Source organism: Novosphingobium sp. RL4, from assembly GCF_035658495.1.
Lineage (GTDB): Bacteria > Pseudomonadota > Alphaproteobacteria > Sphingomonadales > Sphingomonadaceae > Novosphingobium.
The window spans coordinates 2035168-2049602 of the sequence record NZ_CP141944.1; the positions used below are offsets into that span (position 1 = coordinate 2035168).

13 protein-coding genes are annotated in these 14435 nt (G+C 63.7%); 7 read left to right on the forward strand and 6 right to left on the reverse strand.

Annotated elements, in window-relative coordinates:
- Positions 1–95 precede the first annotated feature (95 nt).
- Both U9J33_RS09885 and U9J33_RS09890 read left to right on the forward strand, forming a co-directional pair.
- The gene (locus U9J33_RS09885; protein ID WP_324694877.1) at positions 96–1700 is read left to right on the forward strand and encodes a lysine--tRNA ligase; all 1605 of its coding nucleotides are present in this window, start codon (positions 96–98) and stop codon (positions 1698–1700) included.
- Between the two features lie 20 nt (positions 1701–1720).
- Complete coding sequence (locus tag U9J33_RS09890) at positions 1721–2251, forward strand: DUF1003 domain-containing protein (RefSeq protein WP_324694879.1); 531 nt, start codon at positions 1721–1723, stop codon at positions 2249–2251.
- 31 nt (positions 2252–2282) lie between these two features.
- Here the strand turns inward: U9J33_RS09890 and U9J33_RS09895 are convergent, their stop codons facing one another.
- From U9J33_RS09895 to ettA, 3 genes are all read right to left on the reverse strand, one after another.
- The gene (locus tag U9J33_RS09895; protein WP_324694881.1) at positions 2283–2948 is read right to left on the reverse strand and encodes a 2OG-Fe(II) oxygenase; all 666 of its coding nucleotides are present in this window, start codon (positions 2946–2948) and stop codon (positions 2283–2285) included.
- 123 nt (positions 2949–3071) lie between these two features.
- Positions 3072–3983, reverse strand: a complete 912-nt coding sequence (locus U9J33_RS09900) for an RcnB family protein (RefSeq protein WP_082370574.1) — start codon at positions 3981–3983, stop codon at positions 3072–3074.
- Between the two features lie 310 nt (positions 3984–4293).
- Positions 4294–5973, reverse strand: a complete 1680-nt coding sequence (gene ettA / locus U9J33_RS09905) for an energy-dependent translational throttle protein EttA (protein WP_132468762.1) — start codon at positions 5971–5973, stop codon at positions 4294–4296.
- A 400-nt stretch (positions 5974–6373) separates the two neighbouring features.
- On the opposite strand from ettA, the gene U9J33_RS09910 reads away from it, so the two are divergent.
- From U9J33_RS09910 to U9J33_RS09920, 3 genes are all read left to right on the forward strand, one after another.
- On the forward strand, positions 6374–6613 hold the full coding sequence (locus U9J33_RS09910; RefSeq protein WP_054441663.1) for a hypothetical protein: 240 nt from the start codon (positions 6374–6376) through the stop codon (positions 6611–6613).
- 15 nt (positions 6614–6628) lie between these two features.
- Complete coding sequence (locus tag U9J33_RS09915) at positions 6629–7096, forward strand: GNAT family N-acetyltransferase (RefSeq protein WP_324694885.1); 468 nt, start codon at positions 6629–6631, stop codon at positions 7094–7096.
- 79 nt (positions 7097–7175) lie between these two features.
- The gene (locus U9J33_RS09920) at positions 7176–8561 is read left to right on the forward strand and encodes a M28 family peptidase (RefSeq protein WP_324694887.1); all 1386 of its coding nucleotides are present in this window, start codon (positions 7176–7178) and stop codon (positions 8559–8561) included.
- An 89-nt stretch (positions 8562–8650) separates the two neighbouring features.
- Here the strand turns inward: U9J33_RS09920 and U9J33_RS09925 are convergent, their stop codons facing one another.
- The 3 genes from U9J33_RS09925 to U9J33_RS09935 form a co-directional block, all read right to left on the reverse strand.
- Positions 8651–9538 carry a CoA ester lyase gene (locus tag U9J33_RS09925; RefSeq protein WP_324694889.1) on the reverse strand — a complete coding sequence of 296 codons (888 nt, stop codon included), beginning with the start codon at positions 9536–9538 and terminating at the stop codon, positions 8651–8653.
- A 311-nt stretch (positions 9539–9849) separates the two neighbouring features.
- Positions 9850–10779 carry an SDR family NAD(P)-dependent oxidoreductase gene (locus U9J33_RS09930; RefSeq protein ID WP_324694891.1) on the reverse strand — a complete coding sequence of 310 codons (930 nt, stop codon included), beginning with the start codon at positions 10777–10779 and terminating at the stop codon, positions 9850–9852.
- 28 nt (positions 10780–10807) lie between these two features.
- The gene (locus U9J33_RS09935; protein ID WP_324694893.1) at positions 10808–11539 is read right to left on the reverse strand and encodes a TetR/AcrR family transcriptional regulator; all 732 of its coding nucleotides are present in this window, start codon (positions 11537–11539) and stop codon (positions 10808–10810) included.
- Between the two features lie 75 nt (positions 11540–11614).
- Between U9J33_RS09935 and U9J33_RS09940 the strand changes: the two genes are divergently transcribed.
- Entirely contained in the window at positions 11615–12964 is a 1350-nt protein-coding gene (locus U9J33_RS09940; protein WP_324694895.1) for a hypothetical protein, read from the forward strand.
- Positions 12961–14382 carry an acyl-CoA reductase gene (locus U9J33_RS09945; RefSeq protein ID WP_324694897.1) on the forward strand — a complete coding sequence of 474 codons (1422 nt, stop codon included), beginning with the start codon at positions 12961–12963 and terminating at the stop codon, positions 14380–14382. The genes U9J33_RS09940 and U9J33_RS09945 overlap by 4 nt, the downstream gene beginning before the upstream one ends.
- Positions 14383–14435 lie beyond the last annotated feature (53 nt).

Below are 14435 nucleotides of genomic sequence, written 5' to 3' on the forward strand. Positions count from 1 at the left end.
GGCCTTCGATCAGGTTCGGGATGAGGGCACTTTCGAAGGCGAGGCGCATGCCTTCTTGCTTGCGAAATGCGCGCTTTTCGCCAAAGAGCGCTGCCATGACTGAAAACGCCCTGATTGAAGCCGCACGCGTGTCCAAGGCCTGGCCCTTCCAGGAGGCCCAGAAGCTCCTCAAGCGTTATCCGAACGGCAAACCCGGCGATGCGCCGATGCTGTTCGAGACCGGCTACGGTCCGTCGGGCCTTCCGCATATCGGCACTTTCCAGGAAGTCCTGCGTACTACGCTCGTCCGCCGTGCCTACGAAGCGCTGACGGGCGGAGCGCCGACCCGTCTTGTCGCCTTTTCGGACGACATGGACGGCCTTCGCAAGGTCCCCGACAATATCCCGAACGGGGAAGTGCTTGCCGCCAACCTCGGCAAGCCGCTCAGCCGCATACCCGATCCATTCGGCACGCACGAAAGCTTCGCGCATTACAACAACGCGATGCTGCGCGACTTCCTCGATCGCTTCGGCTTCGATTACGAGTTCGTCTCGGCCAGCGATCGCTACAATTCCGGCGAGTTCGACGCAGCGCTGACGCGCGTGCTCGAGTGCAACCAGGCGATCCTCGATGTCATGCTGCCGACGCTGCGCGAGGAGCGCCGCAAGACTTATTCGCCGGTGCTGCCGGTTTCGCCCACCAGTGGTGTTGTGCTCCAGGTCCCGGTCGAAGTGCTCGATTCCGCCACCGGCCTGATCCGTTTTACGGACGAGGATGGCACCGTCGTCGAGCAGTCCGTATTCGGAGGAAAGGCCAAGCTCCAGTGGAAGGTCGACTGGGCCATGCGTTGGTATGCGCTCGGCGTCGATTACGAGATGTGCGGCAAGGACTTGACCGACTCGGTGACCCAGTCCGGCAAGATTGTGCAGATTCTGGGCGGTCGTAAGCCGGAAGGGCTGATCTACGAGCTGTTCCTCGACGAGAATGGCGAGAAGATTTCGAAGTCGAAGGGCAACGGTCTCACCATCGAGCAGTGGCTGACTTATGGCACGGAGGAGTCGCTGGGCTTCTACCTGTTCCGTGAGCCCAAGAGCGCCAAGCAACTTCATGTCGGGGTGATCCCCAAGGCTGTCGACGAGTATTGGCAGTTCCGCGGCAATCTCGCCGGTCAGGCGCTCGACAAGCAACTCGGCAATCCCGTGTGGCACCTGCTGCGCGCGAACGGCGAAGATGAAGGTGCTGGCGACACTGTGCCGGTGACGTTCTCGTTGCTGCTCAACCTCGTCGGGGTTCTCGGCGCGGAGGCGACTGCAGAGCAGGTCTGGTCCTATCTCGGTAACTATGTCGCCGATGCCACGCCCGAGGCGCACCCGGAACTGGGGGAGATGGTCCGCGCCGCGCTCGCCACCAATCGTGACTTCATTGCACCTACCCTGAAGCGCCGTGCGCCGACTGCGAACGAGGCCGAAGCGCTGAAGGTGCTGGACGCCGAACTGGAGAAGGCCGGCTCGGAAGCGACCGCAGAAGCGCTTCAGAACGTGGTCTACGAGATCGGCAAGAACGAGACCTATCAGTTCGAGACGCTGCGTGACTGGTTCAAGGCGCTTTACGAAACGCTGCTCGGTTCTTCGCAGGGGCCGCGCATGGGCAGCTTCATTGCCCTTTACGGCGTGCCTGAAACGCGCAAACTGATCGCGGAGGCCCTTTCGGCCGCTGGCTGAACGGAAAGATCGGGGCCTGAATGCACAAGAACCCCAAGACGCCCGAGGAACTCGCCGAAGAGCTGCTCGGGCGTCGGTTCGATGATCTCGACAGGGAGGACCGGGAGGTCCTCAACCGCATTGCGACCGGCAGTATCGTTGGCCCCAATGCCGATGAGCTGGCCGCGCTTCATGCAACCCGCGCGGACCGGCTGGCCGACCGGGTGGCGGCGGTCGGCGGAAGCTGGGGCTTCATCATCGCTTTCGGCGTGGTGCTGTTCGGCTGGATGCTGCTGAACAGCACGATCCTTCAGGCGATCGGAATCAAGCCCTTCGACGCCTACCCCTACATTTTCCTGAACCTGATGCTTTCGATGCTGGCCGCCATCCAGGCGCCTGTCATCATGATGAGTCAGAACCGGCAGGCCGACAAGGATCGGATCACCGCGCGGCACGACTATGAGGTCAATCTGCGCACGCAGCTTGAGATCATCCGGCTGCACCGGCGTTTCGATCATCTCATGGAGTATCTGGAGGCTCGCCGCTCGGCCGAAGACGGCGAGGAGTGTTAGGTCTTTAACTCATGACCCGGTGCCATCGCGTTCAGGACCAGTAACGCGCGCGGAACCACTTCGTGACGACATACTTTACGCCGCGCACCACGGGCCGCGCGGCATGCATGGTCAGGGGGTTGGGAGTACCGTCAGGCAGGGCATTGTTCCAGATCAGGAGCGTTCCCGCGATCGGTTGAACCTTGAGGCCGAGGTGGACGAAGTCCGTCATCCCGCCTTCGTCCACGGTGTTGAGATAGATCATCGCCGTCCAGCTTCGCTGTCCGCCATTACGCTTTTCGCGCGGCCAGTAGGGCGCGCTCGTGTCGAACCAGTCCCAATGCTCGTGGTAGAACTCGCCTCGATTGTAGCGCTGACCCTGCGCGGATTCGCCGCAGGCGCTATCGATCCCGGTGAGTTCGCTCAGTTTTGTGTCGAGTGCGCGGACGATAAGGTCGTTCGGATCGATGTCGCCCGAAAAACTCGTGCGGTAGCCTTCCCAATCCTTTTCTTCGGCCAGGCGGGATGGGCAGGCGACAGCGTCTATCAGGCCGATGAGATGGGAGCAGTGCACCGGCGAGAGGAATTGCTCGGCCGTGTAGATTTCCGCCCCTTCCACCGGAACGCGCCTTATCGCCGGGCTCTCGGACAATCGCCCGCGCACGCTGCTGCCTATCCTCGTCAGGGTTTCGCTGTCCGGATGGATGGTTTTCTGCATGAAGGCAGGCAGACTACGCGCGCGGCGGGGCCAATCAATTGCTGCTATTCACAAAGTTGTGGCTGAATTGCTGGGCTCAAGAAAAACGCCCCCGGATCATGCGATCCGGGGGCATCAGGGATTCTACCAGAAGAAGTCGTAGATCACGTCGACCACTTCGCCGGAATAGGTATCTACCAGCAGTACGTCGTCGTAATACCGGACCCAGCGATAAGGGCCGTAGACCGGCGGCAAACGGTAGGACCACGGATCGTCCAGCCAGTAGTTGCTGCCATAGAACATCGAGCCCAGGGTAAAGCCGATGCTCAGGCGGCGGTACGAATAGCCTCGATAGGGCGCATAGTAACCGCCGATATGATAGGCCGAGCGATTGCGGTCGCGGTAGCGCTGCCAGTCGTAACGGTTGTCGCGGCGCCAGTTATCGCGATCCCAGCGGTGGTTGTCGCCATTGGACCAACGACGATCGTTGTCCCGGCGATCCTTGCCCCATGCGTTGCGGTCGGGACGATTGTCCTTGCCATTCCAGGCGGGCCGATCGTCCGGCCGGTCGTTCCCCGGACGGGTGCCCGGACGGCCATCCGGGCGCCCATCGGGGCGATCACGGCCATTGCCAGCGTTCCAGCGCCGATCGTCGTCGCGGCGGTCGGCATCGCCGCGGTCAATATTGCCCTTGGCTCTTTGCCAGGCGCTAGGGGTGCCGTTTCCTTGCCAGCGGTTGCCGGATTTCCAATTCGGCTGCTGATCGGGGCGCTGCTGACCCTGCTGCGGAGGGCGGGCGTTCGACCAGGAGCGATCCCCTTGCTGCTGGGGGACGGGCCGGGCCTGCTGCTGGCGCTGATCGTTTCCGCGCCATGCGGACTGGGCCTGAGGGCGCTCGGGCGCCTGCGGGCGTGCCATGTCGGGCCGGGCCTGCTGCATCTGCGGGCGCGGGGCTTCGGGGCGCGGTGCGGGGCGAGACGCGCCGCCGTTTCCGCTGGGGCGTTCTCCACCGCTGCGCTCCTGCCGGGGCGCACGATCCTGGCGGGGCTCCGCCATTGCGGCTGCGGGAAGGGCCAGACCTGCTACAGCAATCGCCATTGCGCCGATCGCGCCCGCAGAGAGAAGCCTGCTCGCCTTCAGAGTATGTTCCTTTTTCATTTTTCCGGTCTCCAAACCGGATTTGCCGCCCGGCGATGGCGGTTCATCCTGAGTGTATTCCTATATGAGATGCGCTGTCGCAGAGGTGAACCGTGGTAATGCCTTCTGTTCATCTTCAGTGCTACCGAAATGAACAAGCCGCCGCCCCGGAGTTTCCGGAGCGACGGCTCGTGTTCTTCCGCCGAAGCTGTTCAGCGAAGTGCCGAAATCAGCGCGTCAGCTTCTTGTAGGCGAGGCGGGTCGGGCGATCCGCGGCGTCGCCAAGGCGGCGGCGCTTGTCTTCTTCATAGGCCTCGAAGTTGCCTTCGAACCATTCGACGTGGCTGTCGCCCTCGAACGCGAGGATGTGCGTGGCGAGACGGTCAAGGAAGAAGCGGTCGTGGCTGATGACCACGGCGCAACCGGCGAAGTTCTCGATTGCTTCCTCGAGCGCACCGAGCGTTTCGACGTCGAGGTCGTTGGTCGGTTCGTCGAGCAGGAGGACGTTGCCGCCCAGCTTCAGCATCTTGGCCATGTGGACGCGGTTGCGTTCACCGCCCGAGAGCTTGCCGACGTTCTTCTGCTGGTCGGCGCCCTTGAAGTTGAACGCGCCCACATAGGCGCGGGTCGACATGTCGTGACCGTTGACCTTCATGTAGTCGAGCCCGTCGGAGATTTCCTCCCAGACGTTCTTCTTGGGGTCGAGGTGGTCGCGGCTCTGGTCGACGAAGCCGAGGTGCACGGTCGAACCGATGTCGATCGAACCCTCGTCCGGGGTTTCCTTGCCGGTGAGCAGCTTGAACAGGGTCGACTTGCCGGCGCCGTTCGGGCCGATCACGCCGACGATGCCGCCCGGCGGCAGGATGAACGAAAGGTTCTCGAACAGCAGCTTGTCGCCGTAAGCCTTCGAGATATCCTTGACCTCGATGACCTTGCCGCCAAGTCGCTCGGGCACCTGGATGACGATCTGCGCCTTGCCGGGCTTGCGGCCGGACTGGGCTTCCTGGAGCTGCTCGAACTTGCGGATACGCGCCTTGGACTTGGTCTGGCGGGCCGCAGGCGTCTGCCGCATCCACTCCAGTTCGTCCTTGAGCGCCTTCTGGCGGCCGGATTCTTCGCGGTCCTCCTGCTCCATGCGCTTGGACTTCTTCTCGAGGTAGGTCGAGTAGTTGCCCTCGTAAGGGAAGTATTTTCCGCGGTCGAGTTCGAGGATCCAGTCAACGACGTGGTCAAGGAAGTAGCGGTCGTGGGTGATCATCAGCACCGCGCCGGCGTATTCCTTGAGGTGGTTTTCCAGCCATTCGACGGATTCTGCGTCGAGGTGGTTGGTCGGTTCGTCGAGCAGCAGGATCGAGGGCTTCTGGATCAGCAGGCGGGTCAGCGCGACGCGGCGCTTTTCACCGCCCGAGAGCTTGTCCACCGGCCAGTCGCCCGGCGGGCAACGCAGTGCTTCCATGGCGATTTCAAGCTGGTTGTCGAGCGTCCAGCCGTCAACCGCATCGATCTTGCCCTGAAGGTCGCCCATCTCTTCCATCAAGGCGTCGAAGTCCGCGTCTTCCGGCGGATCGGCCATGAGGTTCGAGATCTCGTTGAAGCGGTCGACGAGGTCGGCGGTTTCGCGTGCGCCGTCCTTGACGTTCTCAAGCACGCTCTTGCTCGTATCGAGCTCCGGTTCCTGCTCGAGGTAGCCGACGGTGATGTTCTCGCCCGCCCAGGCTTCGCCCGTATAGTCGGTGTCGATGCCGGCCATGATCTTGATCAGGGTCGACTTGCCTGCGCCGTTCGGGCCGACGATGCCGATCTTGGCACCCTGGTAGAACTGCAGGTTGATGTCGGACAGCACCGGCTTGGGGGCGCCGGTGAAGGTCTTGGTCATGCCCTTCATGACGAAGGCGTATTGGGCAGCCATCGGTTTCCTCTGGAAATAGGATCTGGATCTGAAAAGTTGCGCTCGCTCTACAGGTGCGAGGCCCCGTTGCCAAGGGCAGGGCCGGACGCCCGGAGCGTGTGGCGCGGCGGTTTACACGGAACGTCCGAAATGTGTCGTGCCGCCGGATTTTCAAGTGGCCGTCATCTGCTGAAAACCGCAGGAAATGCCGGTCGGCCACGACAGGAGGGTGTGAACTTCGGGCAAACGGGAATGTGAAGGGCCATTGGAAGCGGGTTTCGCGGAGAGAGAATGGTCTCAATCCTCTCAGAATTGCGCCGGGTAGGAAAGCGGCCGGGCCGAGGGCGACAAAGGGGCTTGATCGCAAAGCCGGCAGCGGGCAGGGCCTTGCCCCCCCTATCCGATCCCCGACGGAGAAAAAATGCAGAAATTACTAAAGGTTGTCACCGTGTTTGTGGTTGCCGGAGCGGTGATGTTCGGTGGCCGCTGGTACATGTATGTCGCTCAGGGTGATACGCCTTATGATGAAGTCGGCATCGCGCTGAACGGCTATGCCCCCTCGCCGCTACGCAGTTGGGGATGCCACAAGATGCAGGCCCGCTTCCCGGGCCAGTTGCCGCCCTATGGCTGCGGCACCCCCGATGGCCGCAACTGGCTGTAGCAGGAACCACGGGACATGAGCACAATGCACATCCGGCAGGACGATCCCACGGCGGCCCATGTCGCTCCTTTGCTGGAGCATCATCTTCGCGAATTGCAGGAGGTCATGGCCGAACATGCCTTCGCACTCGATGCGAGCGGCCTTTCGGTGCCGAGCGTGACCTTCTGGACGGCGTGGAACGGAGAGATGCTGGCCGGTTTCGGCGCGCTAAAGGAACTGGATGCGCGCCGGGGCGAGGTGAAGTCGATGCGTGCAGCGCCCTCCGCGCGCGGCACCGGCGTGGGGCGGGCCCTGCTCGCCCATATCGTCGAGCAGGCGCGGGCAAGGGGGTACGATTGCCTGTACCTCGAAACCGGCACGGCACAGCTCCATGTCCCGGCGATTTCGCTTTACCGGAGCGCCGGCTTTATCTCGTGCGAGGCATTTGCCGACTATGAGCCGAGCCCGCACAACCAGTTCATGCGGCTTGATCTGGTGTCCTGATCGAAACCCGGCTGGCCCCCCGGTCCGGGATCGAGATGGACCGGTTGGCAGGAGCGACGGGGCGCGTTAGGCATCTGTCATGCAACGCAGATTCTCCCCAGCGGCGCTTCTCGCCGCCTCCTCGCTCCTTGCCGCCGCTTCGCTCCCGGTTCCCGCTCTGGCCACGCCTGCCGAAGGCTCGGGCGTGGCCTGGGAAATCGTCGAGGGGCTGACCACCGAGATTGGTGCGCGGCTCGCCGGTTCGCCCGAAGAGGGTCAGGCCCGCCTCTGGGCAGAGGCCAAGCTCAACGCGCTGGGTTTCCAGAACGTCAAGATCGAGCCGTTCAAGACCCTCGTCTGGACGCGCGGAGAGGAACGCGCGAAGCTGACCGCACCTTATGCGCATTCGCTGGCGATCACGGCCCTTGGCCTTTCGGCCCCCACGCCGGCCAAGGGCCTTCAGGCCGAACTCGTCTACTTCCCCACGCTCGATGCCCTGCGCGCGGCGCCGGACGGATCGCTCAAGGGCAAGATCGCCTTCGTGGACCACGCAATGCGCGCGGCGCAGGACGGCTCGGGCTATGGCCCTTACGGCGATGTGCGCCGCCGGGGTCCGTCGATCGCTTCCCAGAAGGGGGCTTCGGCCATTGTCATCCGCTCGGCCGGTACCGACAGCCATCGCAATCCGCACACCGGCGTTACCGTATTTGCCAAGGACGTGGCCGCGATTCCGGCCGGCGCGGTCTCCAACCCCGATGCCGACCTGATCGCCCGCATCGCCAAGCGCGGCAAGCCGATGAAGATCGACCTGACCATGCTCGGCAAGCCGTTCCCCGATGCGCCTTCGGGCAATGTGATCGCCGACCTGCCGGGGCGCGACCCTTCGCTGCCGAAGATCGTGCTCGCCTGCCATCTCGATTCGTGGGACCTGGCGACGGGCGCGATCGACGATGCATCGGGTTGCGGCATCGTCACCGCAGCCGCGCTTGCCGCGCAGAAGGACGGCAAGACCCTGCGCACGATCCGCGTGCTCTGGGCGGGTAACGAGGAAATGGGCGTCACCGGCGGTGGCAGCAAGGCCTATGCCGAGATGCATGGCAATGAACCCCATGCCGTGGCGATGGAGAGCGACTTCGGTGCCGACAAGGTGTGGCAGTTCCGCCTGACCCTGGCCGAAAGCAACAAGGCCGTGGCCGAGAAGATCAAGGCCGCGCTCTGGCCGATGGGCATCGTCCAACACGACGGCGCGGCCACCGGCGGAGCGGACGTCTCGGCCATCATCGCCAGGCAGGAACTGGCGGTGGTCGATCTTGGGCAGGACGGGATGCACTATTTCGACCTGCATCACACGCCCGACGACACGCTCGACAAGGTCGATCCGGCAGCACTTCAGCAGAACGTCGATGCCTGGACGGCGGTGCTCAAGGTGATCGCCAATGAGCCGGGCGAGATCGCCCGCGTGCCCGGATCGAAGGGCGAAGGCTGACGGGGAGGGAAGGGGGCTATTGCCCCCTTTCTGACGGTGGCGCCACGATCGCGCCGGAAGACGGATGGCTTCGTCTTGCCGAGGTCGTGCTACTTCATCGCTTGAATGAGGCCGGCAACCTCCACCAGCCGCCGCGCCTGTTCCAGGTGGAGCAGCTCTGTCATCTTGCCGTCCACCCGGATCGCGCCCTTGCCCTGGTTCTCCGGGAGGGCGAACGCCGCGATCACGGCCTGCGCCCATGCGAGATCGGTCTCGCTTGGGGAGAAGACGGTGTTGCAGGGCTCGATCTGCGCGGGGTGGATCAGGCTCTTGCCGTCGAAACCGAACATCAGCCCCTGGCGCGCTTCGGCCTCGAACAGGCCGATGTCGCGAAATTCATTGCATACGCCGTCGAGGATCGCGATCCCCTCGGCGCGTGCAGCGGCAACCGCCATCGACAGGAAGGGCAGGAACGGCGTGCGGCACGGCGTGAGCTGCGCCCGCATCTCCTTGGCAAGGTCGTTGGTGCCCATGATCCAGAGCGACAGCCGCGTGGTGCGGGCCATGGCGGCGATCCGGGGCAGGTTGCCCACGCTTTCGCAGGTCTCGATCATCGCCCAGAGCTGCATCTGCGGGGCCGCGCCAAGGAGCGCCGCATCGTACCGGGCGATATCCTCGGGCGAATTGACCTTGGGGACGAGCACGGCCGCGGCCTGCGATCCGGCGATGGCGGCAAGGTCGGCCGCGCCCCATTCGGTATCGATGCCGTTTGCGCGGATCGCGACTTCGCGGTGGCCGAAGCCCCCTTCGGCAACGGCGGCGATGGCGGCGGCGCGGGCCTCCTCCTTCGCTTCGGGCGCCACGGCGTCTTCAAGGTCCAGCACCACCACGTCGCAAGGCAGCGTGCGCGCCTTGGCCAGGGCCTTGGCGTTGGAGGCGGGCAAATAGAGCGCGCTGCGGCGTGGGCGATGGGCAGTATCGGAAGCTGAGGCGGTCATCGGCAGGGTTTCCTCGCAGTTGCGGACGCATTGCGGAGAGGGGCCGGCAGGTCAAGGCTGCCCGGGCGCTGACCACGGGGGCGATTGGCGCGGGGCGGAATTCGCGCCACGGACAAGCGAGAGGTTATTCGGTGATGCAATCGTTTGAAACATGCGCTAACGACTGATTCGTCGTTAACGATCGTTCGCATGAGTGATCGAATTAAGCGTTGCCGGAACTTTTCGGCTGCTGCTGCGATAGCCCTTTACGGGTCGCATATCGTCCCGCGACCGCTCCGGATACAGGCGCGGCGCGGGACGGTAATTTGCCCTCAGCCGGCTGGTTCCAGGATTTTCTCCAAGATTATTTTGCTTTCCTGCCATAGCTTTGCGGCCGCAACATCATCTTGCGCCTGAGCTGCCGGTTGCTCCTCCGCCAACTCGTGGAAATAGCGTCCGCCTTTGCCGCCTAGTTCCTCGGCAGTGGCCAGCCAGACGATCGTTCGCGCGGGTTGCTCGGGCGCTGCGCATTCGTTGGCGGCCATGTAGCTCTGCATCGCCTCGTCGCCGTGGCTGGCGAAGTTCGAACCGACCCGGCCGGGATGCATGGAAAGCGCGACAATACCCTTGTCGATCAGCCGGCGATCCAGTTCGCGCGTGAACAGCAGGTTGGCTAGCTTGGCCTGGCAGTAGGCGGCACTGGCGTCGAAGGCGGTTTTCATCATCAGATCGTACCAGCGCATCCCCGCACAGGCGCGGTGCCCGCTCGACGAGACGGCGATCACCCGCACCAGTCCCGGAGGTGCATCCCCGGCCGCGCGTTCGAGCAGCGGCTGGAGTTCGCGCGTGAGCAGGAACGGGGCGAGGTGATTGGCCGCGAACGTGGATTCGAGGCCTTCGGAGGTCTCATGCCATCCATCCCGCACGCCGCCCGCATTGTTGACGAGAACATCGACCTTGTCGGTTAACGCGCGAATTTCCCCTGCGACGCGGCGGACCTCGTGCATTTCGGCGAAGTCGCCCCGGAGCATGTCGATGCGGGCGGCTCCCGTTCCGGCAGCGCGGATTTCGGCCTCGGCCTGTTCGCAGCGGCGGGGGGCGCGTCCCGTGCCGATAACGTGCCAGCCCATGCGTGCGAAGGCCTGCGCGGTGGCCTTGCCGATGCCGGAACTGGCGCCCGTGACGACCGCGCATCGCTGGCGGGCATCGGACTTTTCGGCGGGCGGCTTGCTGAGGTCCGGCTGGCCGTCTGATTGCGACATTATCGTTACTCTCCCTTTGAATTCTCTCTCAGCGCGGCTCCGCGCCCCGGAGGAACAGCCGCACTGCGAAGCGTACCCTGCGATCCACATCCTGCGCCGGAAGCTCGTTCCCCGAAATCAGGAAACGTACGGGGGCGCTGACGACCATGCTCATGAAGACATTGGCCGAAAGCATCGCATCCTCGATGGCGAGTCGCCCGGCGAGGGTCTCTTCTTCCAGAAGCTCAGCGAGGAAGCGCACGGTGGGCAGGGCGGCGATCTCGTAATAGGTCTGGAAGATGTCCGGGAAGCGATAGGCTTCGGTATTGATGAGGCGCTGCAGCTTCACGCCTTCCGGCGTTCCGGCCAGCTGAATGCGCAGCAGCGCGATACGCACGAGCGTTTCTTCAAGCGTATCGGCGCGCGTTGCCTTAATCGCCTCGGGGCTCGCCGCGCGGCGTTCCGTTCCGCGGCGGATTGCGGCGCGGAACAGCGCGGCCTTGTCCGGGTAGCGAGCGTAGACGGTCCGCTTGGTCATGCTCACTTCGGCGGCGATGGCCTCGATAGTGGTGGGCTCGAACCCCTTTTCAAGGAAATTTTCGAAGGCGCAGTCAAGCAGTTGCGCGTGGCGGGCCTGCGCCTGTTCCCGCGTCGGGCGTCCCGCACGAACGGCGACTGGAGCGGAAGTGGCGGCTTCGATCACGTCGGTCTTTTCGGTCATTTCGGCATTGGAACCGATCGGGCTTGCGCTGCCAAGGGGATCGTGAATAATGAAACGCATGAGTTGCCATTAATCGAGTCGCGGGCCGATGTCCATCTGGACCGGGCTGCGAAGAAAAGAACGGGAGAGCACCACATGGCCGAAGCCGCCGACAAACTCATGGCCCTTGTCGCCGATCCGCAGCGTTTTACCTTCAGCGCCGAAGAACTGCGGGCCACGCAGGTCGCCGCGCTCGATGAGCGTTTCCAGGAGCGCAAGGACCGTATCAGGCTGCTTGGCCTGCGTGCGCGTGACGCCGGGGTGGAGAGGATTGGCTCGGTTGCGGAGGTGGTGCCGCTGCTGTTCCCGCACACCGCCTACAAGTCCTACCCGGAGGGTTATCTGATCGAGGAGCGCTGGGACCGGCTGACCAAGTGGCTCGGCACGATTTCGCCCTATCCGATCGAGGGGCTGGAGCTTGATGGCATCACAGGGATCGATGACTGGATCGCGCGGCTGGCGGCGCTGGGCCATTTCATCTCGTGCTCCAGCGGTACCACCGGCAAGTCCGCCATGTTGATCGCGTCGCAGAAGGACATGGACTGGTCGAAAATCGATACGGTCAACGTCTTTGCATGGGGTTCCGGCGTGGCGCCCGCGCAGGACCGCCTCATCGTTGGCTGCGCGCCGGTCGCCACGGTGCCCAAGAACGCGACGATAGCGCAAGCCCAGTACGAGGCTTTCGCCAATCCCGAGTATCCGCGCTGGAGCTATCCGGTGCCGCCGATCACCGTGGGGTCGCTGACCTCGATGGTGGTCATGCGCAAGAAGATCGCAGAGGGCACGGCGCGCCCCGAGGAGATTGCCGCCTTCGAGGAGACTTCTGCCGCGCGGGGGAGGGCAGTGGCCGACGCCATTCCGGCCACGGCGCAGTTCATAATCGAGAACCGCCATCGCAAGCTCCAGCTCTCGGGTCTCTGGAGCGGGCTATGGCAAGTGGCGAAGGAGGTGCGCGATGCGGGCTACGGCCGGGACGATTTCGATCCGGACAACTCGATCTACGTCGGTGGCGGGTTGAAGCGTGCGCAACTTCCCGATGATTATCAGGAATATGTGTTCGATACCTTCAACATTCCCGAGGATCGTCACTTTCAGAACTATTCCATGCAGGAACTGAATTCCGGGATGCCCAAGTGCCGGGAGGGCGGACGCTATCATGTGCCACCCTGGGTGGTTCCGATCCTTCTGGACAAGACCGGCGACAATGCACTCGATCACGGACAGGGCGAGATGGAGGGCCGCGCGGCGTTCTTCGATCTTTCGCTAGACGGGCGTTGGGGCGGCATCATCACCGGGGACCGGATTTCGCTGGACTACAGCCCCTGCAAGTGCGGCAACCACGGCCCTTCGGTCCGGGACAACATCGTTCGTTACGCGGACCTGGAAGGTGACGACAAGATCGGTTGCGCCGGTACGGTCGATGCATACGTGCGAGGTGTGGCATGAACTCCGTTATCCAACCTATTGAAAATAAAGAACTAGTTTCTGCGCCGTTCTTCCTGCGCGGCGAAGTGCTTCACGGCACCGATGTGATCCAGACATCGCGCGACCTTGGCGTTACCTTCGCCACCCCGCGCATACCCTTCGACCGGGCTGTGCCGCCGCGTACCGAGGTGCCGCCCCTGCTCAATGTTCCGCTGGACGAGATCATCGACTTCCTCGTCGAGACCGGCCAGCGGCTTACTGCTGCCGACAACGATCACATGCAGGAATGCATCGAGAGGATGTGCCGCACGCATATCCTGCCGCGGGCGGTGGTGGAGAATACCGCCCGCCATGCCGCGGCCTATCTCGACAAGAAGGTACTTCGGGCCGAGGTAGAGCAGAACTTCCTCGATCCGCGCGCACTTGATGAATGGGTGCCCAAGGAGGATTTCACCGGCCGCAGAAGCTTCGTGCGCGCCTTCGCGCCGCGCCTGATCCATGTCCTGCCGGGCAATTCGCCCGGCGTGGCGGTAAAGTCGGTGGCGCAAGGCTCGATGGTCAAGGCGATCAACCTGTTTAAGATGAGCAGCGCCGACCCCTTCACCATGGTCGCGATCCTGCGGACCATGGCGGATATCGACCCGAACCATCCGATCGTCCGCTCGATGTCGGCGGTCTACTGGCGCGGGGGTGACGACGCGACCGAGCGCGTGCTCTATCGCCCGCAGTACTTCGACAAGATCGTCGCCTGGGGCGGCGGCGATGCTATAAACAATGTTATCAAATATTTGGGTCCAGGATTTCAGCTCGTTTCGTTCGATCCCAAGACGTCGATCTCGTTCGTGGGGCGCGAAGCCCTGGTGGATGATGAAACGGTAGATCGGGTTGCCGATCTCTGCTCGGCGGACGTCATGACCCTCAATCAGGAGGCTTGCGTCGCCAGTCGCTTCCAATTCGTGGAAGGCAGCGAGGCGGACGTTGACCGTTTCTGCGAGCGTCTGCACCATCACGTCGCCCGGCGCGCCGCCGAAAGCGGCGATGTCCGCCCGCTGGACCGCGACATGCGTGAGGCGGTGGAGATGATGATCCTGATGGACGACGAATACGGCGTCTGGGGCAGGACCGACGGCAAGGGGCTGGTGATCCGCTCGGATGAGCCGGTGGATTTCCATCCGATCAACAAGACCGCCAATGTCGTGCGGGTGGACAGTCTCGACGAGGCGGTGAAGTGGATCAACGTCGCCACGCAGACCGTGGGGTTCTACCCCTTCGACCGGATGGCGGACTACCGCGACCGGCTGGCGGCGGGCGGCGCGCAGCGCGTCGTCCATCTGGGCGAGGCGGGGCCTTCGACGATCGGCAACCCGCACGATGCGATGTATCCTCTCCACCGCTTCGTGCACTGGATGGCGCACGAGGATGGAAAGGCGCCGGGCTAAGGGGAATTGCCCGGGCGATACCGGCACGATGCCTGATGGCCTGCCGGTACGAT